Source organism: Streptomyces sp. NPDC002868, from assembly GCF_055563295.1.
Genome location: NZ_JBVHDR010000008.1, coordinates 316,718 through 336,441 on the forward strand (window position 1 = coordinate 316,718; position 19,724 = coordinate 336,441).

Annotated in this window: 16 protein-coding genes; 1 reads left to right on the top strand and 15 read right to left on the bottom strand. The window is 69.4% G+C overall.

What is annotated here, in order from left to right; all coding sequences use genetic code 11:
- Positions 1–15: 15 nt before the first annotated feature.
- The 13 genes from ACZ3H8_RS24875 to ACZ3H8_RS24935 all read right to left on the bottom strand — a co-directional run bounded on the left by ACZ3H8_RS24875 (position 16) and on the right by ACZ3H8_RS24935 (position 15,618).
- The gene (locus ACZ3H8_RS24875) at positions 16–258 is read right to left on the bottom strand and encodes a hypothetical protein (RefSeq protein ID WP_467405319.1); all 243 of its coding nucleotides are present in this window, start codon (positions 256–258) and stop codon (positions 16–18) included.
- A gap of 418 nt (positions 259–676) precedes the next feature.
- Entirely contained in the window at positions 677–2,035 is a 1,359-nt protein-coding gene (gene mycP / locus ACZ3H8_RS24880) for a type VII secretion-associated serine protease mycosin (protein WP_467405322.1), read from the bottom strand.
- Between the two features lie 30 nt (positions 2,036–2,065).
- Complete coding sequence (locus tag ACZ3H8_RS24885; protein ID WP_467405324.1) at positions 2,066–3,538, bottom strand: WXG100 family type VII secretion target; 1,473 nt, start codon at positions 3,536–3,538, stop codon at positions 2,066–2,068.
- Between the two features lie 75 nt (positions 3,539–3,613).
- Positions 3,614–4,054: a hypothetical protein gene (locus ACZ3H8_RS24890; protein WP_467405326.1), complete on the bottom strand. Its 441-nt coding sequence runs from the start codon at positions 4,052–4,054 to the stop codon at positions 3,614–3,616.
- A 189-nt stretch (positions 4,055–4,243) separates the two neighbouring features.
- Entirely contained in the window at positions 4,244–6,559 is a 2,316-nt protein-coding gene (locus ACZ3H8_RS24895; protein WP_467405329.1) for a xanthine dehydrogenase family protein molybdopterin-binding subunit, read from the bottom strand.
- Complete coding sequence (locus tag ACZ3H8_RS24900; RefSeq protein ID WP_467405331.1) at positions 6,556–7,911, bottom strand: (2Fe-2S)-binding protein; 1,356 nt, start codon at positions 7,909–7,911, stop codon at positions 6,556–6,558. Before ACZ3H8_RS24900 ends, ACZ3H8_RS24895 begins: the two co-directional genes overlap by 4 nt.
- A complete protein-coding gene (locus ACZ3H8_RS24905) occupies positions 7,908–8,804 on the bottom strand; it encodes an FAD binding domain-containing protein (RefSeq protein ID WP_467405333.1) in 897 nt (298 codons plus the stop codon). The genes ACZ3H8_RS24900 and ACZ3H8_RS24905 overlap by 4 nt, the downstream gene beginning before the upstream one ends.
- Before the next feature lie 287 nt (positions 8,805–9,091).
- Positions 9,092–10,891 (bottom strand): beta-N-acetylhexosaminidase, encoded by a 1,800-nt coding sequence (locus tag ACZ3H8_RS24910; RefSeq protein WP_467405336.1) that lies wholly within the window; start codon positions 10,889–10,891, stop codon positions 9,092–9,094.
- 19 nt (positions 10,892–10,910) lie between these two features.
- Positions 10,911–11,750: a carbohydrate ABC transporter permease gene (locus tag ACZ3H8_RS24915; protein WP_467405337.1), complete on the bottom strand. Its 840-nt coding sequence runs from the start codon at positions 11,748–11,750 to the stop codon at positions 10,911–10,913.
- The gene (locus ACZ3H8_RS24920; RefSeq protein WP_467405340.1) at positions 11,747–12,943 is read right to left on the bottom strand and encodes a carbohydrate ABC transporter permease; all 1,197 of its coding nucleotides are present in this window, start codon (positions 12,941–12,943) and stop codon (positions 11,747–11,749) included. The genes ACZ3H8_RS24915 and ACZ3H8_RS24920 overlap by 4 nt, the downstream gene beginning before the upstream one ends.
- 290 nt (positions 12,944–13,233) lie before the next feature.
- Positions 13,234–14,538: an extracellular solute-binding protein gene (locus ACZ3H8_RS24925; protein ID WP_467405343.1), complete on the bottom strand. Its 1,305-nt coding sequence runs from the start codon at positions 14,536–14,538 to the stop codon at positions 13,234–13,236.
- A gap of 201 nt (positions 14,539–14,739) precedes the next feature.
- Positions 14,740–15,027 (bottom strand): DUF3039 domain-containing protein, encoded by a 288-nt coding sequence (locus tag ACZ3H8_RS24930; protein WP_356229730.1) that lies wholly within the window; start codon positions 15,025–15,027, stop codon positions 14,740–14,742.
- Between the two features lie 30 nt (positions 15,028–15,057).
- Complete coding sequence (locus tag ACZ3H8_RS24935) at positions 15,058–15,618, bottom strand: YqgE/AlgH family protein (RefSeq protein ID WP_307663114.1); 561 nt, start codon at positions 15,616–15,618, stop codon at positions 15,058–15,060.
- A gap of 253 nt (positions 15,619–15,871) precedes the next feature.
- Here ACZ3H8_RS24935 and murA point away from each other — a divergent pair, with 253 nt between their 5' ends.
- On the top strand, positions 15,872–17,212 hold the full coding sequence (murA, locus tag ACZ3H8_RS24940) for a UDP-N-acetylglucosamine 1-carboxyvinyltransferase (RefSeq protein ID WP_356229732.1): 1,341 nt from the start codon (positions 15,872–15,874) through the stop codon (positions 17,210–17,212).
- A 91-nt stretch (positions 17,213–17,303) separates the two neighbouring features.
- Here the strand turns inward: murA and ACZ3H8_RS24945 are convergent, their stop codons facing one another.
- Together ACZ3H8_RS24945 and ACZ3H8_RS24950 are read right to left on the bottom strand one after the other, a co-directional pair.
- The gene (locus tag ACZ3H8_RS24945) at positions 17,304–17,585 is read right to left on the bottom strand and encodes an HU family DNA-binding protein (RefSeq protein WP_004571953.1); all 282 of its coding nucleotides are present in this window, start codon (positions 17,583–17,585) and stop codon (positions 17,304–17,306) included.
- 306 nt (positions 17,586–17,891) lie between these two features.
- On the bottom strand, positions 17,892–19,325 hold the full coding sequence (locus tag ACZ3H8_RS24950; protein WP_467405347.1) for an NAD-dependent malic enzyme: 1,434 nt from the start codon (positions 19,323–19,325) through the stop codon (positions 17,892–17,894).
- Positions 19,326–19,724: the final 399 nt, after the last annotated feature.

The window sequence follows — 19,724 nt, forward strand, 5'->3', positions numbered from 1 at the left end:
AGGACACCATCGCTGTCACCGCCCGCCCTTGTCCTGGCCCTGGGGCACCGCTTGCACAAATCTCCCTGCCGTGTACTTCTCGAACTCACCTTGGTCCTTGGCCACCAGACGCAGTGGCGCCTCCAAGTTTCCGCACTCGTCCCGGACTGTCTTCAGCCGTTGTTGCCAGGAATAGAGGACAGCACTGAGCGCAGCGCTGGTCTCCAGGCCCTCGGTGCCGCAGGAGACTCCGCCGTGTGCCGTCTCAAGCTTGGTCATGCCGGAGGTGGTGTCCGCCTTCAACTCACCAACGACCGTTGCACCATGCGTCCACGGGCCCTCACTGTGCATGAGCCCTTGGCCACCCGCACCACCACCCCCGCCCCCGGCCGGGTCAGCCGCGGCAAGCGTCATCCCGCCATCCCCAGAGCCGGATCCCGCCGACTGGACCCCTGCTGCGTGCTGCCCTTCTAGCTCGACCAGATGCTGCAGGTTTGGCGGCTGCGTCTCGCTCGCCACGTCTCTCCCCCGTCTTGTCACGTTCATCCGACACCGCTTATCGCGTGTGAAGACGCTATCGGAGACGACACCACCATGCGCAAGTGCAATGGGGATTCCGTGAGCAATCGTCGCCGACGGCCATACCAGTCGACGCCCATAGTCACAAGGGCACAGAGGCTCAATGGAGACAGCTACGTCACCCTGGCTGACCAGGTCCGGGCGGACCCGGGTACGGGTGGTTCTGGCTGGCCGGCGGCGGACCGTAGGCCGGGTACTGCGGCTGCTGTTGATAAGCGCTGGGCGGGAAGGCCGGAGCCGGCGGGACTGTCGCGTTGCCTCGGCGGGACCGGATGAGCGGAAGGGCCACTGCGGCACCGAGGAGGACGGCCGCGCCGACGCCGATTGCGATCCAGAAGCCGGTGTTGCTGTCGTCCTGCGACGCGGGCGCTGCGGCGGCCGACTTTTCGTCGTTCTCGGTGCTGCCCGTGGGCTTGGAGGCTTCCGGGGAGGGCGACTTGGGGGCGGCGGCCGCGAGGTCCGGGAGGGGGTACTCGTTGGCGGGGCCGGGGTCGCCTGGGGTCTTCAGGGCGCGCAAGGGACGCACGGCGCCGTAGCCAATATGGTCGTTGCGCTTAACGCCGTCGGACGGAGCGCTGATGGTGTTGAGCATGACCCGCAGCACTTGGTTGTTGGTCCATTTGGGGTGCTTGGACCAGATCAGGGCTGCCGTCGCGGATGCGATCGCCGTCGCGTCACTGGAACCGCTCGTCGTGCACAGGCCCGTCTCTCCCCCGCAGGCATGGACCATCTCATCTCCAGGAGCGGCGATATCCACCTGGGGGCCGTACTGGGACTCGTCGGTCTTACGGAGATCCCTGCCAATTGCTCCTACGCCTACAACTCCTGGAGTGGCGGCGGGGTACATGAGTTCATTCGTCGAAGCACCATCGTTGCCCACAGCAGCGAAGATCAACGAACCCTTATCCAGAGCGTACTTCACCGCGTCTGCCAGTTGCTGCGATCCCGTAGACCTGCCCAGAGAGAGGTTGATGACTTTCGCACCCTCGTCAGCGGCGTATCGGATAGCCAGTGAGGCAGCTACGTTGAACCGTTTGTCACCCTGAGCTCGATTGAGTGCACCCGGCTTGGGCATCCGGACGGGGAGGATCTTCGTTCCGGGCGCAAGCCCGAACGCGCCGTCCCCTCCACCGCTTTCGCCTGTCCCGGCGATGAGTCCAGCCATGCCGGTGCCATGACCGTCGTAGTCGGTGTGTTCATTGCCGGCCTGGGCCTCGTCCAGGTCTTTCCCTTGCAGGACTCGGCCTTGAAGATCGGGGTTGGTTGTCTTGACTCCCGAGTCGATCACAGCGACGGTAACGCCCTTGCCCGTACTGATCTTCCAGATCTCCTCAGCACCCATGGCATCGAGGAACCACTGATCCGAGCGCACTGAGTCGGCGTGCGCCGGTGTGGCCGCAATGCCCACCAGCAGTAGTCCTAGCACCGCCGAGACAACGCTTCGACGGCGGCCACTTCGAATACTGCTGGTAGGCATCTGGTTCCCTTGACCTGTTTCTCTGCGGGGTCAGTCAATGACCGGAGGGACGATACGTCGGCTGCCTTGCTGCCACGTCTCTTCGTCCTCCGCGAGGTAATCCGGGCGCTCGCCGTTCTGCTCGTCACGGCGAGAGTTGGCGGCGCGCGCTCCTGGAGGGATCGCCCCGGCTCGGCCTGCCTGTCCAGGGTGTGCCCCACCGGTGGGGCTCGGGTTCCCGCCTCGAACCAGGCCCGACCCACCCGGAGTGAAGGGCCGAGCGCTGCTCTGTCCAGCCTGTCCAGGCCGGCCTCCGACAACGCCGCCCGCCTCGGACGCCAGGCGACGCCCACCGCTGATACCGCTCTGGCCGACGCCTCCCGTGGGACCGCCATGCATGCCGCCCATGCCCCGCCCCATCTGGCCGCGGGCGGTGGTGCCTTCACTGCCGATCACTGTGCCACGAGGGATCCCGCCAGTAGGGCGCCCCGTGTTCGGCGCGACAGGGCGGCCACCGACAATGCCGTTTTCACGCGGCATCCTCGAGGTGACTCCAGCCTGTCCGGGCGGCACAGCTCCTCGCATGCCGGGAACCGCCCTCCCCGGTGCATTGGCAACAGGCACGCCGGAGTTGCCGCCGAACGCAGGCGGTATCACTCCTAGCATGACTGGGCCCAAGCCATCGGGCCTGTTGACTGGCGGGACGGTACCGGTCGTTCCCGGGGGCGTGGTGTGCACAGGGGGCAGCGTGGCCACGCTGTCGATCTCCATGCCCACCGGGCGTTCCACCGTCTGAGCAGTGTCCGTGCCGAGGTCGGTCTCAGCCCTTGCCCGCGACGCAGTCTCGGGAGTAACCGTCCGCTCCTGAGTGGGCTCACTGTACGCGCGCTCTGCCGAGTACGAGCTGCTGTCGCCCCTCCGGTACGTCCCCTCTTCGCTGTTGAAGCCGTCTTTCCATCCCTCGGGCATGACCGCCCCCGGCGGGGGCGGGAAAACAGGACGCTCCAGATTGTCCATCTTTTCCTGAGAATCCACGTACGACTCCGCCAGCGCCCTCATCCGGTCCGCTGCGGCCACCTGGGCTGCCTCGGCAGCGGCCGCCTTCGCCTCCGGTGTGGCGTTTTCGTAGTCGTGGGGGAGCGTGGACACAGCCTTGCTCCTGATGGCCCCCGTGTCAGGGTCGTTGTGATACTTCCTGGCCACTGCAAGGTTTGCCGCCTCCTCCGGCAGCGTTCGGGGGATGGAGGACTTGGCGAGAGCGATCGCATCCGAGGCGCTTGAAAGCCACTTCGCAGCGCCCTCGCTGTAGTCACCCAACTTCAGCGTCGAACTGTGGAGGTCGGCACCCCACTCCCGGAAGGCGTTCGCGCCTTCGCCCTTCCACTCCACCCACTGCGGGCGGACCTTGAGGTCCTCGGCGATCTTGTGGATCTCCTCGGCCGCCTTGGCCAGTCTGTCAGCAGCGTCCTGCACGGAGCTTGCGTTCGCCGCGTCCAACCACGCGAGCATCGTCGCGTGGGACATACCCTCGAACGGAGTTCGTCCCCTGTTACCCATACGCCGTCTCACCTATTCCCCGTGATCCACAGCTGGCCCTCATCACTTGAGATCGTCACCAGCACCGGCAGTGCTGGCACCCGAATCCCCCGGCTGCGCGCTGCTGTGGCCCTTCTCCGCTGGCGATGAGGAGTGATGCCGCTTGTAGTCATCTGTCGTGTGCCTGCCGATGGCGGCCATACGCCGACGGATGTCCTCGTCGAGGTTCTCGTAACCGTTGTGGGAGGCCATGACCGCGATGCCCATGCCCTCGATGGAGTCCGACAGCAGCTTCGAGAGCTTCTCCAGCTCCTCGATGACCGTCGTGTACGAATCGAACAGTCCGTCCGCCTCGTGCCAGCCGCTTTCCCCGCCTCCGAGCTGGCCTCGCGCCATGGAACCCTGGCCCACCTTGTTCGGCCCGGCAGGCCCCTCTTTGAGGTCCTTCACCAGCTGGTCGACTCGGTCCCGGAAGTTCGTGAACGACGAAAGTTCGGTGACCATGTCGCTCACGGCGTCCTGGACGGCCTCAAATGGGTTGAAGAACCCAGACGACGTGCCCCCTGACCCGCCCTCGCTCGGCAGCAAAGCATCCTCCCCGTTTAACCCAAAGCTTCAGTGACCACTGTAGCGAGCACCAGTGACACCGCGCATCCCTACATTGCACCTGCACATGCAATGCGCGTCACACTGCTACGAGTTGGGGACGGCCACCGCCGCCTGAGGCCTGATCGGCAGCCTGTTGATCGGGCGGCCCGTTGCCGCCCGCACCGCCGAAGCCACCGCCGCCGGGGACGTCACCACCGGGGCCGCGCTCGCCGGCTTTGCTCCGAAGGGGGCCACCACGTCGCGTTCCTCGACCAGTTTCACGATGCGAATGTCCGGAGCGTCAAGAGATGTCGGGAGTGCGTAGCCCGTCAGGTCCGGGTGGCGGACCAGGCCGCGGGCCGTGCGGAGGTTTTCGGTGAGGGCCGTTCCCACGCCCTGGGTGACGCCGGCCTCGATGCGGGCGGTCAGTTGGGCCGGGTTCAGGACGCGGCCGACGTCCTGGGCCACCGCCATTTCGACCACGCGGATCGAACCCAACTCGATGTCTACGTCGACCACCGCACGGATCGCACAGAAGGCCAGGCCCACAAAGGCGTCGCCCTGGCCGGACTCGTCGAGGGGCTCCGTGGGGTGGGGGCGGCACTGGGCCGTGGCCCAGAGTTCCTTGCCGTCCATCGCCTCCGTGACCGTCGTCGACAGCACGCCGTCGTACGACGTGATCTTGCCGTCTGTGATCTGGAGGAGTTCGGTGGACATGCCGAACTTGTGGGCCAGGGGCTGGAGCAGTTGCGTACGGACCATCTTCGCGGCGCGTTCGACCGCGCCGCCCGAGACCCAGGTGTGGCGGCCGTGGGCCGCCGGGCCCGCCGGGGGCTGGTCGGTATCGACCGAGGCCACGTGGACCTCTTCGATGCCCAGCGTCTCCTGGACGATCTGCCGGGCCAGCGTCGAGAAGCCCTGGCCGGTCTCCACCGCCGCGCAGATCACCGTCGCGATGCCGTCGTGGACCTTGACCGTTGCCGTGGAGACTTCGTCGGCGCCTTCCGCCCCCAGCATGTGGACCATGCCCAGCGCATAGCCGACTCCGCGGCGGATGGCTCCGGGTTCGCCCGCGCCCTCCGGGCCGCCGGGGAGCAGCCAGTCGTTCTCGGGGCTGTCCTTGGGGAGGGACGGGAGCGGGAAGTCCCGGACCGAGCGGAGGAGTTCCGCGACAGGCGCGGGGCAGGTGACTGTCTGGCCCGTGGGGAGGATGTCACCGGTCGCCAGCACGTTGCGCAGCCGCAGTTCGGTGGGGTCCACGCCCAACTTCGCGGCCAGCTTGTCCATTTGGGCTTCGTACGCCGCGCACACCTGCATCGCTCCCTCGCCGCGCACATGGCCCGAGGGAGGGTTGTTCGTACGGACCGCCCAGCCCTCGATGAAGGCGTGCGGGACGACGTACGGGCCGCAGGCGAACGCGACCGCGGCCGCGAGTGACTCGGAGGACGCGTCGGCGTACGCGCCCGCGTCAAGCAGCAGTTGGGCCTCGACCTTGATCAGGTGGCCCTCGGTGTCCGCGTGGTGGCGGTAGCGCAGCAGCGTCGGATGGCGGTGGGCGTGGCCGAGGAAGGACTCCTCGCGGGTCGCAGTCAGCTTGACCGGGCAGCCGGTCTTCAACGCCAGCAGGCCGAGCGGGAGTTGGAAGCCGGGATCCTCGCGGTCGCCCGTCGCGCCCGGGACGCCCGTGACCACGACCTTCACCCGGTCCGGTTCCAGGCCGAAGCACGCGGCGGCCAGATCGCGGTCGGTGTGCGGGTCGGTGGAGGCGACGTACAGCTCCACGCCGCCGTCGGGGCGCGGGACGGCCAGGCCGGCCTCGGCTCCGATCGGGGCGGGGTCCTGGCGGCCGATGCGGTAGAGGCCCTCGACGATCACCTCGCCCGTCACATCGGGGTCGCCGTAGCGGAGGGGGATGTGGCGGATCAGATTGCCGTCGGGGTGCAGGGGCTCGGCGGCGAATGCCTTCTCGGGGTCGGTGACCGGGTCGAGTGCCTCGTACTCGACGGCGATGGCCGCCGCCGCGAGGCGGGCCGTGTCGGGGTGATCCGCGGCGACCGCCGCGATCGCCTCGCCGTGGTGGCGTACGAGCTCGGAGGCGAAGACGGGACGGTCGGCGATTCGCCTGCCGTACGAAGAATCGCCCGGAATGTCCTCATGGGTGACCACGGCTCGTACGCCGGGCATCTCCAGCGCCGCCGAGGTGTCGATCGAGCCGATACGCGCGTGCGGGTGCGGGGAACGCAGGATCGCCGCCCACAGCAGGCCCTCGGCCCACAGATCGGAGGCGTACGGAAATGTGCCCTCGGTCTTGGCGCGGGCGTCGGCCGGCGGGAGGGACGCGCCGAGGCCGTGGGCGGGAGGCTCCGTCTGGGGGCCGTCGACCGTCCTGGGCGTCGTCGTGGTGGCCGCGTCGTTGCTCACGCCATGCCTCCGTCGTGCGGGTGGAGCTGCACACTACCCGCGCCTGGGGGCGCCTGGTGCGGAATGCGCGCTTCCTCACTCGCTTCGGCGGCGGTCGCGGTACTCGCCGCGCGCTCGGCGACCACTTCGCGTACGGCGTCGAGGACGCCCCGGTAGCCGGAGCAGCGGCAGAGGTTGCCGCAGAGCGCCTGGCGGGTCTCGAGCTCGGTGGGGGCATGATTGCCCTCGAGCAGGTCGTGGACGGTCATGGCCATGCCGGGGATGCAGAAACCGCACTGCACCGCGCCGCAGCCCGCCAGGGCTCGCTGGACGTCCGAGGGTTCGCCGTCGGTGGCCAGGCCCTCGACCGTACGGACCTCGGAGCCGGCGGCGGTCGCCGCCGGGACCAGGCAGGAGGCGACGAGACGGCCGTCGACCTGGACGTTGCACGCGCCGCACTCGCCCTGCGAGCAGCCGTCCTTGGCGCCGGCGAGGCCGAGGCGCTCGCGCAGGACGTAGAGGAGGGACTCGCCGATCCAGGCGTCGGTGACGGGGCGGTCGGTGCCGTTGACGCGCAGGACGTAGGAGGTCGGCGGGTGTTCGTCGCTGCCCGTGGAGGAGGTGGGGGCGGCCGCCTCAGGAGTGTCGGCGGGCGCCTCGGCGGCCTCGTCGGGGCTCGCCGCCGCCTCGGCCTCGACCGCTTCCGGCGCCTGCTCCGGCTCCTGCACGGGCCCCGACTGCACGGGCTCCGGCTCCTCGGCCACCGCGGAGGGCTCCGGCGACGGCTCCGGAGCCGTCGCCCAGGGCGCGGCCGCTCCGCCCGGCAGCGTCGCCGGGGGCTCCTGCGCGGTCGCCCACGGGGCCGTCGCCCCGCCCGGCAGCGTCGCGGGCGGGGTCGTCGTACCCCAGTGGGACGCCAGCGAGGACGTCGTGAACTCGCCGGACTCGTCCGGCAGATCGCCGTCCGCCACCGGAATCGTCCACTGACCGGTCAACTCGGAGGCAGGCGTGGGCGTGACCGGCGCCCCGGCCGGCTCGGCGCCCGTGAAGGTCCACTGTCCCGTGGCGTGCGGGTCGACATGCCGCTCGGTGCCCGCGGGCTCCGGCCACTGCACCGCCGGCTCCCCCGTCGCCTGTTGCCCGGCCCAGCCGCCCGTCGCCGCCGGATCGGCCTCGGAGGCCGGAGTCAGGGGCGTGATCATCGGCGGTACGTAGCCGTGTCCGGGCGCTTCGAGCGGCGCCGCGTCCAGCGCGCCCTCGGACGGCAGCTGCAGAAAGGCGGTGGCCTCGGCGTCGTACTCACCGCCCTGAGGCGTGGGCTGCCAGCCCCCCTGCTCCGGCGGGCGTCCCTGCGGGTTCTCCTCATTGCTCACGACAGCGCCCTCCCCAGTGCACGTCGGGCCAGCGCGGCGACGGTGCGCCGCACATGCAGTACGGCGGGCGGCAGCACGGGCTGTTCCTCGCCCTGCGCGGCCGGGGCCGGATCCGGGATGCACGCCGCCGCGACGTACTCACCGAAGGCCGCCAGCGCCTCGCCCGCGAGGCCGCGCTCGCCGTCCCAGTCGATCAGTGACGCGATCCACCGCTCTGCCTCCAGCGGCCGCAGCGGCATCGGCGCGATCGCGCCCACCGCGCAGCGCACGCCGCGCCGCGCCGGGTCGAGGACGACGGCTACGGATGCGGTGGCGCGGCCGGGACCGGTGCGGCCGGTGGCCTTCACGAAGACCTGTGGGGCGTGCAGGAGGGGCACGCGTACGAAGCCGATGAGTTCGGCGGGGGCGAGCATCTCCCGGCCTGCCAGGAGGTGCGAGACGGGGATCTCGCGGCGTGCGCCGCCGGGTCCCGCGATCACCAGGTCCGCCTCCAGCGCGGCCAGCACGGGCAGGGTGTCGCCGGTCGGGGCGGCCGTGGCGATGTTGCCGCCGAGGGTGCCCGCGTTTCGGATCTGGGGCGGGCCGGCGGCGCGCGCGGACGCGGCCAGCGCGGGGATGAGGGCCGCGAAGTCGGGCCGTCCCATCCGGGCGTGGGTGAGTCCGGCGCCGAGCAGCGCGTGTCCGTCCTGGTAGCGCCAGCCCCGGATTTCGCTGATGCGGCCGAGGCCCACGAGGCCGGCGGGGCGGAGTTGGCCCTTGTTGACGGCGGCCATGAGGTCCGTGCCGCCCGCGACGGGCACGGCGGCGGGCATGGCGGTCAGCGCCGCCACGGCCTCGTCGAGCGAAGCCGGCAGCGTCACCGACTGCCCCGTCTGCGGTGCGTGCGTGGTCACCCAGCTGCCCCTTCCCGGTGTCCCGGCTGTCCCGCCTGTGTTGCCGTACCGTACGTGCTCACAGCCCGGACGTGGCAACTCTGGCACATCTTCCGAGCCGACCGGCGAGAGGGTCCGCGAAGGGCAGATCCGTACCGGATATACCGGCTCGCGTGGATGGTCCGGTTTGCAACATCCTCGCCGCCACATGCGGATTGCCACTTTTCGGCCATCCTTGTGCGACTTATTCCTTGCGGCTTTACACGGTCCCAGGGTCACGTGCGCGGGAGATGCGTCTTGAGCCGGGCTCACACGTTTGGGGGCGCCCCCTCGATCGGGCGTCCGATCACACCCGGTCGCTTCTGCCAGGGCAACGGGCCGCCGGGCGGCCGGTAGTCGACACCGAGCGCGTCAAGGCGCTTGTAGTGGGCGGTCATTCGCCGCTCGAAATCCGCGAAGTCGCGCTCGGCGGGGGCGGGCAGGGCGGACCAGGCGACCTCGGCGAAGGCGGCGAGCCGCGGGAAGACCTGGTAGTCGACGCGGGAACGGTCCTGCATCACCTCGGTCCAGACATTGGCCTGGGTGCCGAGGATGTGCGCGGCGGCCTCGGGCGAGAGGGCCGGGGGCACGGGCTCGAAGCGGTAGACGTCCTCGAGGGTGCGTACGTATCCGATGGGCATCGGCTCCTGGGCGCCGCCGTGCTGGCGGTGGTCCAAGTACACCTGCTGCTCGGGACACATGACGACGTCGTGGCCGGCCTCGGCGGCGGCGATGCCGCCGGCGTATCCACGCCAGGAGGAGACGGCCGCGCCGGGGGCCAGGCCCAATTCCGTCGTCTCGCCTCCGGGCGCTCGTACCCCCTGTCGACGTTCCTCGTCGAGCGGTCGCCCACGCGGCGTTAGCCGCAAGTCGAGCGCAGCCCTCGCTCCCTCCTCCTCGTCTCTTTCGACAGGGGCGCGCCCTTTGGCTCGACTCCCGCCCTCCAGGATCTCGTCCCAGCCGATGAGGCGGCGGCCGCGGTCGGCGAGCCAGGTGCCGAAGTGGCGGATGAACCAGGACTGGAGCTCGTCCTCGTCGGCCAGGCCGAGTTCCTTGATACGGGCCTGGGCGGCCGGGGACGCCTTCCACTGGTCCTTGAGGCACTCGTCGCCGCCGACGTGGATGAACGGTGAGACGGCGGCGGGGAAAAGGCCGAGGAGCTCCTCGAAGACGCCCTCGTAGAAGCGGAGGGTGTTGTCAGTGGGGGCGAGTACGTTCGGGTTGATGCCCCAGTTGTCCCAGACGGAGAGGGTTGTTGTGTCGATGACGTCGGTGTTGCCCAGTTCCGGATACGCGGCGATGGCGGCCTGCGAGTGGCCGGGGATGTCGATCTCGGGGACGACGCTGATATGCCGCTCGGCGGCGTACGCGACGATCTCCCGGATGTCGTCCTGGCTGTAGTAGCCGCCGTGCGGGCTCTCGTCCCAGAGCTCGGAGGCGCGGTGGCCGTATTTGGTGCGTGCCCGCCACGCCCCGATGTCCGTGAGCTTGGGGTAGCGCTTGATCTCGATGCGCCAGCCCTGGTCGTCGGTGAGGTGGATGTGGAAGACGTTCAGCTTGTGGGCGGCGAGGAGGTCCAGATAGCGCAGGACGTCGTCCTTGGGCAGGAAGTGCCGTGAGACGTCGAGCATCATGCCGCGCCAGGGGAAGCGGGGTGCGTCCTCGATGACCTGGTGCGGAATGCCCCGCCAGGCTTCCGGATCGACGCAGGCCCGGCGGTACGCATCGGGGCCGAGGAGCTGACGGAGCGTCTGTGCTCCCCAGAACACCCCGGCCGCGGTGCCGCCCACGATCTCGACACCGGATGCGACCGACAGCCGGTACGCCTCGGGCTCCAGGGACGGATCGATCCGCAGCGTGATGGTGTGCGCGGCTCCCGCCACCCCCGATGGGAGTTCGCGTCCCAGAGCGCCGCCGAGGGTCGTACGCAGCCAGCGGGCGACGCCCTCGGTGCCGGGCGCCGCCGCGAGTGCGGCACCGGTGCCGAGCACGAAGGGGGTGCGGTACGGGCCGTCGACGGCGCGCGGCGCGGGGATCAGATCCGCAGGGCTCGTTGCCGTAAGGGTCATGGCCATAAGGCTCATTGCGTCAGTCCTTCACCGCGCCGCCCAGGCCGGAGACCAGGCGTCGCTGTACGAGTACGAAGAAGACGAGCACTGGCACGGTCATCACGGTAGACGCCGCCATGATGCCGCCCCAGTCGTTCTCGTCCGGCTTGAAGAAGACCAGCAGCGCCATCGGCAGCGTCGACTGTGAGGTGTCGCTGATGATGAAGGACTTGGCGAACAGGAAGTCGTTCCACGTCGAGATGAACGAGAACACGCTCGTCGCCACGAGCCCCGGGAAGACCAGCGGGAACAGGATCTGCCACAGGAAGCGGGTCCGGCTCGCGCCGTCGATGCAGGCCGCCTCCTCCAGGGCTTCCGGGACCGCCTTCACAAAGCCACGCAGCATCCAGATCGCGAACGGCAACGAGAAGGCGATGTGCGGCAGGATCAGCGAGCCGAGCGTGTTCAGCTGGCCGAAGTCCCGCATCAGGAAGAACAGCGGGATGGTCAGCGCCTCGATCGGCACCATCTGGGCGACCAGGAACATGATCAGCAGGGTCGTCCTGAACTTGAAGCGGAACCGCGTCACCGCGGTCGCCGCCAGGAAGGCGATCAGCGCGGAAGCGATCACTACCGTGCCTGCCACGAACAGGCTGTTGAGGAAATACCGGCCGAATTCCTGCTGTTCGAAGACGCGGTGGAAGGAGTCGAGCGAGGGGGAAAGCGTCCAGGGGCGTGCCTCGGTGGACTGGATCTCGCCCGCCGGTTTGAACGCCGAGAGCACCATCCAGTACAGCGGGAAGGCCACGACGACCGCGATGACGAGCGCCGATGCCTCGGCGGCGAGCCGCCAGGGGCGGCGAATGCTGAGCAGGCTCACAGTTCTTCTCCCTGGCGTCGCAGCAGCCGCAGATACACGAGGGTGACCGCCAGCAGAATCAGCAGCATCACGACGCCGATGGCCGAGCCCAGGCTGTACTGGGAGGACGCGAAGGCCTTCTGATAGGCGTACACATTGAGCACGAGATTCTGGCCGGCGATACCGCCGCCGTTCGTCATCACGTAAATCTGGGTGAAGACCTTGAAGTCCCAGATGATCGACTGAATGGTCACGACGACGAGAATGGGGCGGAGCATCGGGGCGGTGACGGAGCGCCAGATCCGCCATTGGGACGCGCCGTCCAGTGAGGCCGCCTCCAGGACTTCCGAGGGGATCGCCTTGATGCCCGCGTAGACCGTCACCATCACGAACGGGAACGAGCACCAGACGACTTCGAGGAGTACGAGCGCGAAGGCGCTGGAGCGCCCGTACGTCCAGGAGAAGTCGCCGAGGCCGAGAAGACGGTTGACCGGTCCGTAGTCCGGGTCGAAGAGGAAGACCCAGACGGTGGAGCCGGTGATGGCGGGGGTCGCCCAGGCGCCGAGGGCGGCGAGCATGAGGGCGAGGCGCGGGAGGGCGCGTACGCGCGTCAGCAGGACGGCGAGGGCGCAGCCGGCGGTGAGGGTGGCGAGTACGCAGGCGGCGGCGAAGACGACGGTGGCCAGCAGGACCTGCCAGAACTGGCTGTCGGCGAGGAGCGTGCGGTAGTTGCCGAGGCCTTGGAAGGTGGTCGGCTTGCCGCCGCTGACCTGGGCCTGGGTGTACTCGAGGAAGGAGATCAGGCCGAGCTGGTAGATCGGGTAGACGAGGAGCCCACCGAGGACGAGGAGCGCGGGCGCGAGGTACAGCCACGGGGTCCAGGAGCCGTCGCGCCGCCGGCCGCGCCGCGCCGCGCGCCGGTCGCCGGGGGACGAACCCCCGGCCGCCTTCCGGGCGTTGGGCACGCGCGCGGGCCGCCCCTCGGACCGCCCGGCGGTGCCGACGACCGAGGAGCCACCGACCGACGCGCCCGGCCCGCCGGAGGCCGTAGCCGCCCCACGGGCAGCCGCCGGGAGACCCGCCGACGCGACCGCACCACCAGCAGACGCAGCAGTCCCACCGGACGGCACCGCCCCGACGACGGCCGACGCGACCACACCCTCGGCGGACGGCCCGGCGGCCTCAGCCGCCGAGAGACCGGCCGACGTGCCCATCCCACCGGCCGACGCAGAGGCCTCAGCCGCCGGGAGACCCGCCGACGCGACGGCACCACCGGCAGACGCAGCAGTCCCACCGGACGGCCCCGCCTCGGCACCGGCCGACGCAGAGGCCTCAGCCGACACGACGGCACCACCGGCAGACGCAGAGGCCTCAGCCGCCGAAGCGCCGGCCGGCGTGCCCGCATCGTCCGGCGCCCTTGTCCCCGGCGGCGGGACCGCGGTCTCGCGCGTGCCCGTGCTGTCCGGGGCGTTCGGCCCCGGCTCCGTACCGTTTGTCATCGCACTCAGCCCGCGGCTGCGAACGCCGTGTCCATCTTCTTCGCCGCGTCACCCGACGCCGCCGCCACGTCCTTCTTGCCGCTGACGATCTCCTGGAACATCGTCGGCAGCACCAGCGACGCGTCGATCTGGCCCCAGCCCGACGAGGCCGGCACGAACTTCGCGCCCGCGCCCAGCGTCCGTACGAACGGCTCGACGAACGGCTCCTTCTTCGCGACCTCCGCCCGTACATCCGTGTACGTCGGCAGGAACCCCATCGCGTCGAAGAGCTTGCGCTGTGTCTCCTTGCCGGTGAACTGCTTCATCAGGTCCACCGCCAGCGTGCGGTGCGAACTGCTCTTCAGTACGCCGATGTTGTTGCCGCCCGCGAAGGCCGGCGCGATCGAGCCCTCCTCCCTGCCCGGCAGCGGCACCACCGCGTACTTGCCCTTCACCGCGCCCGCCTCCACCGCCTGGTGGCTGAAGTCGCCGCCGATCGCCATCGCCGCCTTGCCGGAGGCGAAGGCGGTCACCGTCGCGTTGCCGCCCATCGACGCGCACTTCGCGGCCGGGCAGTTGTCGTCGCCGAAGAGCGAGGTGTACGCCGTGATGCCCTTCTGCGCGGCCGGGCTGTTGATGGCCGCCTTGTACGAACCGCCGCTCTCCTGCGCCAGTTCGCCGCCCTGCGCCCAGATGAAGGGCATCGCGCCATAGGTGTACGCGCCGCCGACCGCGAGCCCGTACAGCTCCGGCTTCGCCTTGTGGATCTTCTTGGCGGTGGCGATCAGCTCGTCCTGGGTCTTGGGGGCCGCGATCCTCAGCTCCTTGAAGACGTCGGTGCGGTAGTACAGCGCTCGTACGCCGACGAACAGCGGGGCACCGTAGATCTTGCCGTCGACCGTGACCGACTTCTTGGCCGTCGGGTCGGTGTCCTTGGCCTCGTCCCAGGCGGTGAACTCCTCACCGACGTCGGCGAGTCCGCCGTCCTTGACGTAGCCGGCGGTGTCGGTGTTGCCGTACTCGATCAGATCCGGCGCGCTCTTCGGGTCGTTGAAGGCGGCCTTGATCCGCTGGGCGCGGGTCTCGACCGGTATGTACTCGACCTCGACCTCGGCACCCTTGTGCGCCTTGCGGAACGCGGCGACGGCGGCGTCGACGACCTGCTCCTTGGGCTTGTTGTTGACCTCCTGGAAGAGCCAGATGCGCAGGGTGCCGCTCTTGTCGTCCTTCTTGGCGCTGTTGTCGGAGGTCTGGGGGGCGCAGGCGGTGGCGGTGAGGCCCGCCAGCACAAGTGCCACGGACGGGGCGGCAATTCGGGCGATGAGCTTCATGCGTGGTTCCCCTACGAGTAGGCGTTGCACTCTGCGCAACGAACGTTTCGTTCTGCACAACACGCAGGAGGCTAAGGGCGCGCCAACAACCGGACAAGAGGTCTCAACCACTCTGTGACCAGCAGACGCACCCCGTGCAACGGAAACGGCCCCCGGGGCGCGCACGAATGCGCGCCCCGGGGGCCGTCCCCGGCGGAAGGACTACTTCTTGTCCTTGCCGCCCTTGTCCTTGTCGCCGCCGGCGGACATGGACTCGTAGATCTCCTTGCACATCGGACAGACCGGATACTTCTTGGGGTCACGCCCCGGTACCCAGACCTTCCCGCACAGTGCCACCACGGGAGTGCCGTCGAGCGCACTCGCCATGATCTTGTCCTTCTGGACGTAATGGGCGAAGCGCTCGTGGTCGCCGTCGCCGTGCGACGTCTGTGGCGTCGGCTCTACGAGGGTCCCCGTGCCTGTCCCGCGCTCGGGCTCAAGAGTGCTCATAACTGCCAAGGGTACTGAAGGCCACGCCACTCAGTTCAGCGAAGGGTCGTCCGGGTACGTCGCGAACATGGCGAGCTCGTTGCGCTGCCGTCGCAGCACCGCCCGCCACAGGCTCTCCGGCCGCGGCGACGACACATCGCCCGGCTCCGACTCGACGACGTACCACGCGCCGTCGTTCAGCTCGTCCTCCAGTTGGCCGGGGCCCCATCCGGCGTACCCCGCGAAGATCCGCAGCGATCCGAGCGCCGCGCCGAGCAGCTCCGGCGGGGCCTCCAGGTCGACCAGACCGATCGCGCCGTACACCCGCCGCCAGCCGAGCGGCCCCTCGTCGCCCGGTATGACGGCGACGCCCAGCGCCGAGTCGAGGGAGACCGGCCCGCCCTGGAACACCACGCCCGGTTCGCCCGTGAGGGCGGCCCAGGACTCCAGGATGTCGCCGACGACCACCGGGGTGGGCCGGTTGAGGACCACGCCGAGCGAGCCCTCGTCGTCGTGGTCGAGCAGCAGAACCACCGCCCGGTCGAAGTTCGGGTCCGCAAGGGCGGGAGTGGCGACGAGCAGCCGCCCTGTGAGCGAGGACACCTCGGTCATGCGAGACATGATCCCGCATCTTCGCCCTCCGCGGGGAGCGGGCGGCTGAGTGTGAGCCAGCGCAGCTCAGGACGCGACAGAAGGGGGCGGCACGCGAACCCGGGGCGGTGACGCTCCGCAAGTAGTCGGCGACCCAGTGTGTTGTGCCCAATTCATTACGCCCGCGGAGCGTCCTTGGCCTTACGGGACAGGGGTAGACGCCCCTTACCCTTTTGACTGGCCCCCTGCCCGACCACTCCGGAACGCGAGATTCATGACCGGCACAGACGATGTACTGCTTGTCCACGGCGGAACCCCGCTGGAGGGTGAGATCCGCGTCCGCGGCGCGAAGAACCTCGTGCCCAAAGCGATGGTCGCCGCTCTTCTGGGCAGCGAGCCGAGCCGACTGCGCAACGTGCCCGACATCCGTGATGTGCGCGTCGTACGCGGACTGCTGCAGCTGCACGGAGTGACGGTCCGGCCCGGTGACGAGCCTGGTGAGCTGGTACTCGACCCGTCCCACGTCGAGAGCGCGAACGTCGCGGACATCGATGCGCACGCGGGCTCTTCGCGCATCCCGATCCTCTTCTGCGGCCCGCTGCTGCACCGGCTCGGCCACGCCTTCATTCCGGGTCTGGGCGGCTGCGACATCGGCGGTCGGCCCATCGACTTCCACTTCGAGGTGCTGCGCCAGTTCGGCGCGACGATCGAGAAGCGGGCGGACGGCCAGTATCTGGAGGCCCCGCAGCGGCTGCGCGGCTGCAAGATCCGGCTGCCGTACCCGTCGGTCGGCTCGACCGAGCAGGTGCTGCTGACGGCGGTGCTGGCGGAGGGCGTCACCGAGCTGTCCAACGCGGCGGTGGAGCCGGAGATCGAGGACCTCATCTGCGTACTGCAGAAGATGGGCGCGATCATCTCCATGGACACCGACCGGACGATCCGGATCACCGGTGTCGACAAGCTCGGCGGCTACACCCACCGGGCGATCCCGGACCGCCTGGAGGCGGCGTCCTGGGCGTCGGCGGCGCTGGCGACCGAGGGCAACATCTACGTGCGCGGCGCGCAGCAGCGCTCGATGATGACGTTCCTGAACACTTACCGGAAGGTGGGTGGCGCCTTCGAGATCGACGACGAGGGCATCCGCTTCTGGCACCCCGGCGGCGCGTTGAAGGCGATCGCGCTGGAGACGGACGTGCACCCCGGTTTCCAGACCGACTGGCAGCAGCCGCTGGTGGTGGCCCTGACCCAGGCGGCGGGCCTGTCCATCGTCCACGAGACGGTGTACGAGTCGCGGCTCGGCTTCACCTCCGCGCTCAACCAGATGGGTGCGCACATCCAGCTGTACCGCGAGTGCCTCGGCGGCTCGGACTGCCGCTTCGGCCAGCGCAACTTCCTGCACTCGGCGGTCGTGTCGGGCCCGACGAAGCTCCAGGGCGCGGACCTGGTCATCCCGGACCTGCGCGGCGGCTTCTCGTACCTGATCGCGGCGCTCGCGGCGCAGGGGACGTCCCGGGTCCACGGCATCGACCTGATCAACCGCGGCTACGAGAACTTCATGGAGAAGCTCGAGAAGCTGGGCGCGAAGGTGGAGCTGCCGGGCGGCAGGCTCGTCTGACCCCGGGGACTTCGCCCCCGGAGGCCCAGCCACACGCCAATGGGCGGCCACCCCCGGCAGGGGTGGCCGCCCATTGGCTTGCCCAGGCGGATTACTTGCCCTTGGCGGCTTCCTTGAGCTTGGAGCCCGCGGAGACCTTCACGCTGTAACCGGCCGGGATCTGGATCGGGTCGCCGGTCTGCGGGTTACGAGCGGTGCGAGCGGCACGGTGGGTGCGCTCGAAGGTCAGGAAGCCGGGGATCGTGACCTTCTCGTCGCCCTTGGCGACGACCTCGCCGACGGTCTCGGCGAGAGCGGCCAGCACGGCGTCGGCGTCCTTGCGGGTCACCTCGGCGCGGTCGGCCAGCGCGGCCACCAGCTCACTGCGGTTCATGTTGTTACTCCCGTGTTCTTCTTGCCTGTGAGGCGTGAGATCGAAGCCGATGCTGCCAGGGCCCTCGGACAGTCCCCGGACCCGGGTCTGCTGTCAGACCCTCGCGCCCGAATACGCATCCTGCCCCCACCAGCGGCGGGAAAGCCAATCCGGCACCCTCCGGAGTCACACGAAAAGCGCCACGGCCTCGTCGTGGTGACGTTCCGTCCACTCGGTGGAGACTCCTTGGAGCCGCGAGCCGCGGGGCTCATGGTCCGCCACCCTAGAGCGGCAGTCGCGGACCCGCGACTCGCGACGCGCCGGGCGTCACGCCGACGTGTGGCCCGTCACAGCCGCTCCGGCCGCCTTCGCGGCATTGCGGACGGCTCCCGCGACCGCTCCGGCGACCTTGTCGTTGAAGACGGACGGGATGATGTAGTTCGGGTTGAGTTCGTCCTCGGTGACGACGTCCGCAAGCGCGGCCGCCGCCGCGAGCATCATCTCCGTGCTGACCGTCCGGGACTGCGCGTCCAGCAGGCCGCGGAAGACGCCCGGGAAGACCAGCACATTGTTGATCTGGTTGGGGAAGTCGGAGCGGCCCGTGGCCACAACTGCCGCCGTCTGACGGGCGATTGCCGGGTCGACTTCCGGGTCGGGGTTCGCGAGCGCGAACACGATTGCGCCGTCGGCCATCGCCGCGACGTCCGCCGCCCCCAGCACGTTCGGGGCGGACACTCCGATGAAGACATCCGCGCCGACGACCGCTTCCTTGAGCGTGCCGGTGACGCCCTCGGGGTTGGTGTTGTCGGCGATCCAGCGCAGCGGCGACTCGGGCTCCGCGTCCACCAGGTCCTCGCGGCCCGCGTGCACCACGCCATGGATGTCGGCCACGACGGCGTGCTTGACACCCGCTGCGATCAGCAGTTTCAGGATGGCCGTACCGGCGGCGCCCGCGCCGGACATGACGACCCGTACGTCACCGATCGCCTTGCCGACCACGCGCAGCGCGTTGGTCAGCGAGGCGAGGACGACGATCGCGGTGCCGTGCTGGTCGTCGTGGAAGACCGGGATGTCCAGCGCCTCGCGCAGCCGCGCCTCGATCTCGAAGCAGCGGGGCGCCGAGATGTCCTCGAGGTTGATGCCCGCGAAGCCGGGGGCGATCGCCTTGACGATCGCGACGATCTCGTCGGTGTCCTGGGTGTCCAGGCACAGCGGCCAGGCGTCGATGCCGGCGAACCGCTTGAAGAGGGCTGCCTTGCCCTCCATCACCGGGAGCGCGGCCATGGGGCCGATGTTGCCGAGGCCGAGTACGGCGGAGCCGTCGGTCACCACCGCAACGGAGTTGCGCTTGATGGTGAGGCGGCGGGCGTCCTCGGGGTTCTCGGCGATGGCCATGCAGACCCGGGCCACACCCGGGGTGTAGATCATCGAGAGATCGTCACGGTTGCGGATGGGGTGCTTGGACTGCATCTCGATCTTGCCGCCGAGGTGCATCAGGAACGTACGGTCGGAGACCTTGCCGAGGACGACGCCCTCGATTTTGCGCAGTTCCTCGACGATCTCGTCGGCGTGCGTGGTGGAGGTCGCTGCGATCGTGACGTCGATCCGCAGCTTCTCGTGGCCGGAAGCGGTCACGTCCAGGCCGATCACAGAGCCGCCGGAGGACTCCACGGCCGTGGTGAGCTGAGAGACCGCGGTACCGCTCGCGGGGACCTCCAGCCGGACCGTCATCGAGTACGAGACGCTGGGCGCCGTTGCCATGACCGGGTTCCTCTGCTTTCGCTAGCTTCATTGCCATGCGGCCGCGGCTGGTGCCCGGCGACGCTTTCCGATGGTCGCACCTACCTGCGAGTAGCAGGTAATAGCGTTCGTTTTGTTTTCGGAAACCGTTTTCCACCATACGAGATGCTACCGTTCGGGCGGAAGCCTCCAACGAAACAGGTCCGCGTCACCTCGCGGTGACGCGGACCTGTCTGTCGTACGAATAGGTGGCACCGACCCGCCATGCTCGCCTCGCGGCAAGTGGTCGCTCGTAGCGACGAAGGTTGGGCCCGGGGGCTTGGATCGAGCCGGTGCCACAACCAGGCTAACACTGTGCTTTTCCCTGGGGACGCCCCCGGACCCTCAACCCCGGTAAGTGATTCCCGCATCGCGGGTTGA

Bases quoted from the DNA above. Each gene is read 5' to 3' on its own strand.
- ACZ3H8_RS24875 (WP_467405319.1), bottom strand. From the start codon at position 258: ATGACCAAGCTTGAGACGGCACACGGCGGAGTCTCCTGCGGCACCGAG.
- mycP (WP_467405322.1), bottom strand. From the start codon at position 2,035: ATGCCTACCAGCAGTATTCGAAGTGGCCGCCGTCGAAGCGTTGTCTCG.
- ACZ3H8_RS24885 (WP_467405324.1), bottom strand. From the start codon at position 3,538: ATGTCCCACGCGACGATGCTCGCGTGGTTGGACGCGGCGAACGCAAGC.
- ACZ3H8_RS24890 (WP_467405326.1), bottom strand. From the start codon at position 4,054: ATGGTCACCGAACTTTCGTCGTTCACGAACTTCCGGGACCGAGTCGAC.
- ACZ3H8_RS24910 (WP_467405336.1), bottom strand. From the start codon at position 10,891: ATGACCCTTACGGCAACGAGCCCTGCGGATCTGATCCCCGCGCCGCGC.
- ACZ3H8_RS24920 (WP_467405340.1), bottom strand. From the start codon at position 12,943: ATGGGCACGTCGGCCGGTCTCTCGGCGGCTGAGGCCGCCGGGCCGTCC.
- ACZ3H8_RS24925 (WP_467405343.1), bottom strand. From the start codon at position 14,538: ATGAAGCTCATCGCCCGAATTGCCGCCCCGTCCGTGGCACTTGTGCTG.
- ACZ3H8_RS24930 (WP_356229730.1), bottom strand. From the start codon at position 15,027: ATGAGCACTCTTGAGCCCGAGCGCGGGACAGGCACGGGGACCCTCGTA.
- ACZ3H8_RS24935 (WP_307663114.1), bottom strand. From the start codon at position 15,618: ATGACCGAGGTGTCCTCGCTCACAGGGCGGCTGCTCGTCGCCACTCCC.
- murA (WP_356229732.1), top strand. From the start codon at position 15,872: ATGACCGGCACAGACGATGTACTGCTTGTCCACGGCGGAACCCCGCTG.
- ACZ3H8_RS24945 (WP_004571953.1), bottom strand. From the start codon at position 17,585: ATGAACCGCAGTGAGCTGGTGGCCGCGCTGGCCGACCGCGCCGAGGTG.
- ACZ3H8_RS24950 (WP_467405347.1), bottom strand. From the start codon at position 19,325: ATGGCAACGGCGCCCAGCGTCTCGTACTCGATGACGGTCCGGCTGGAG.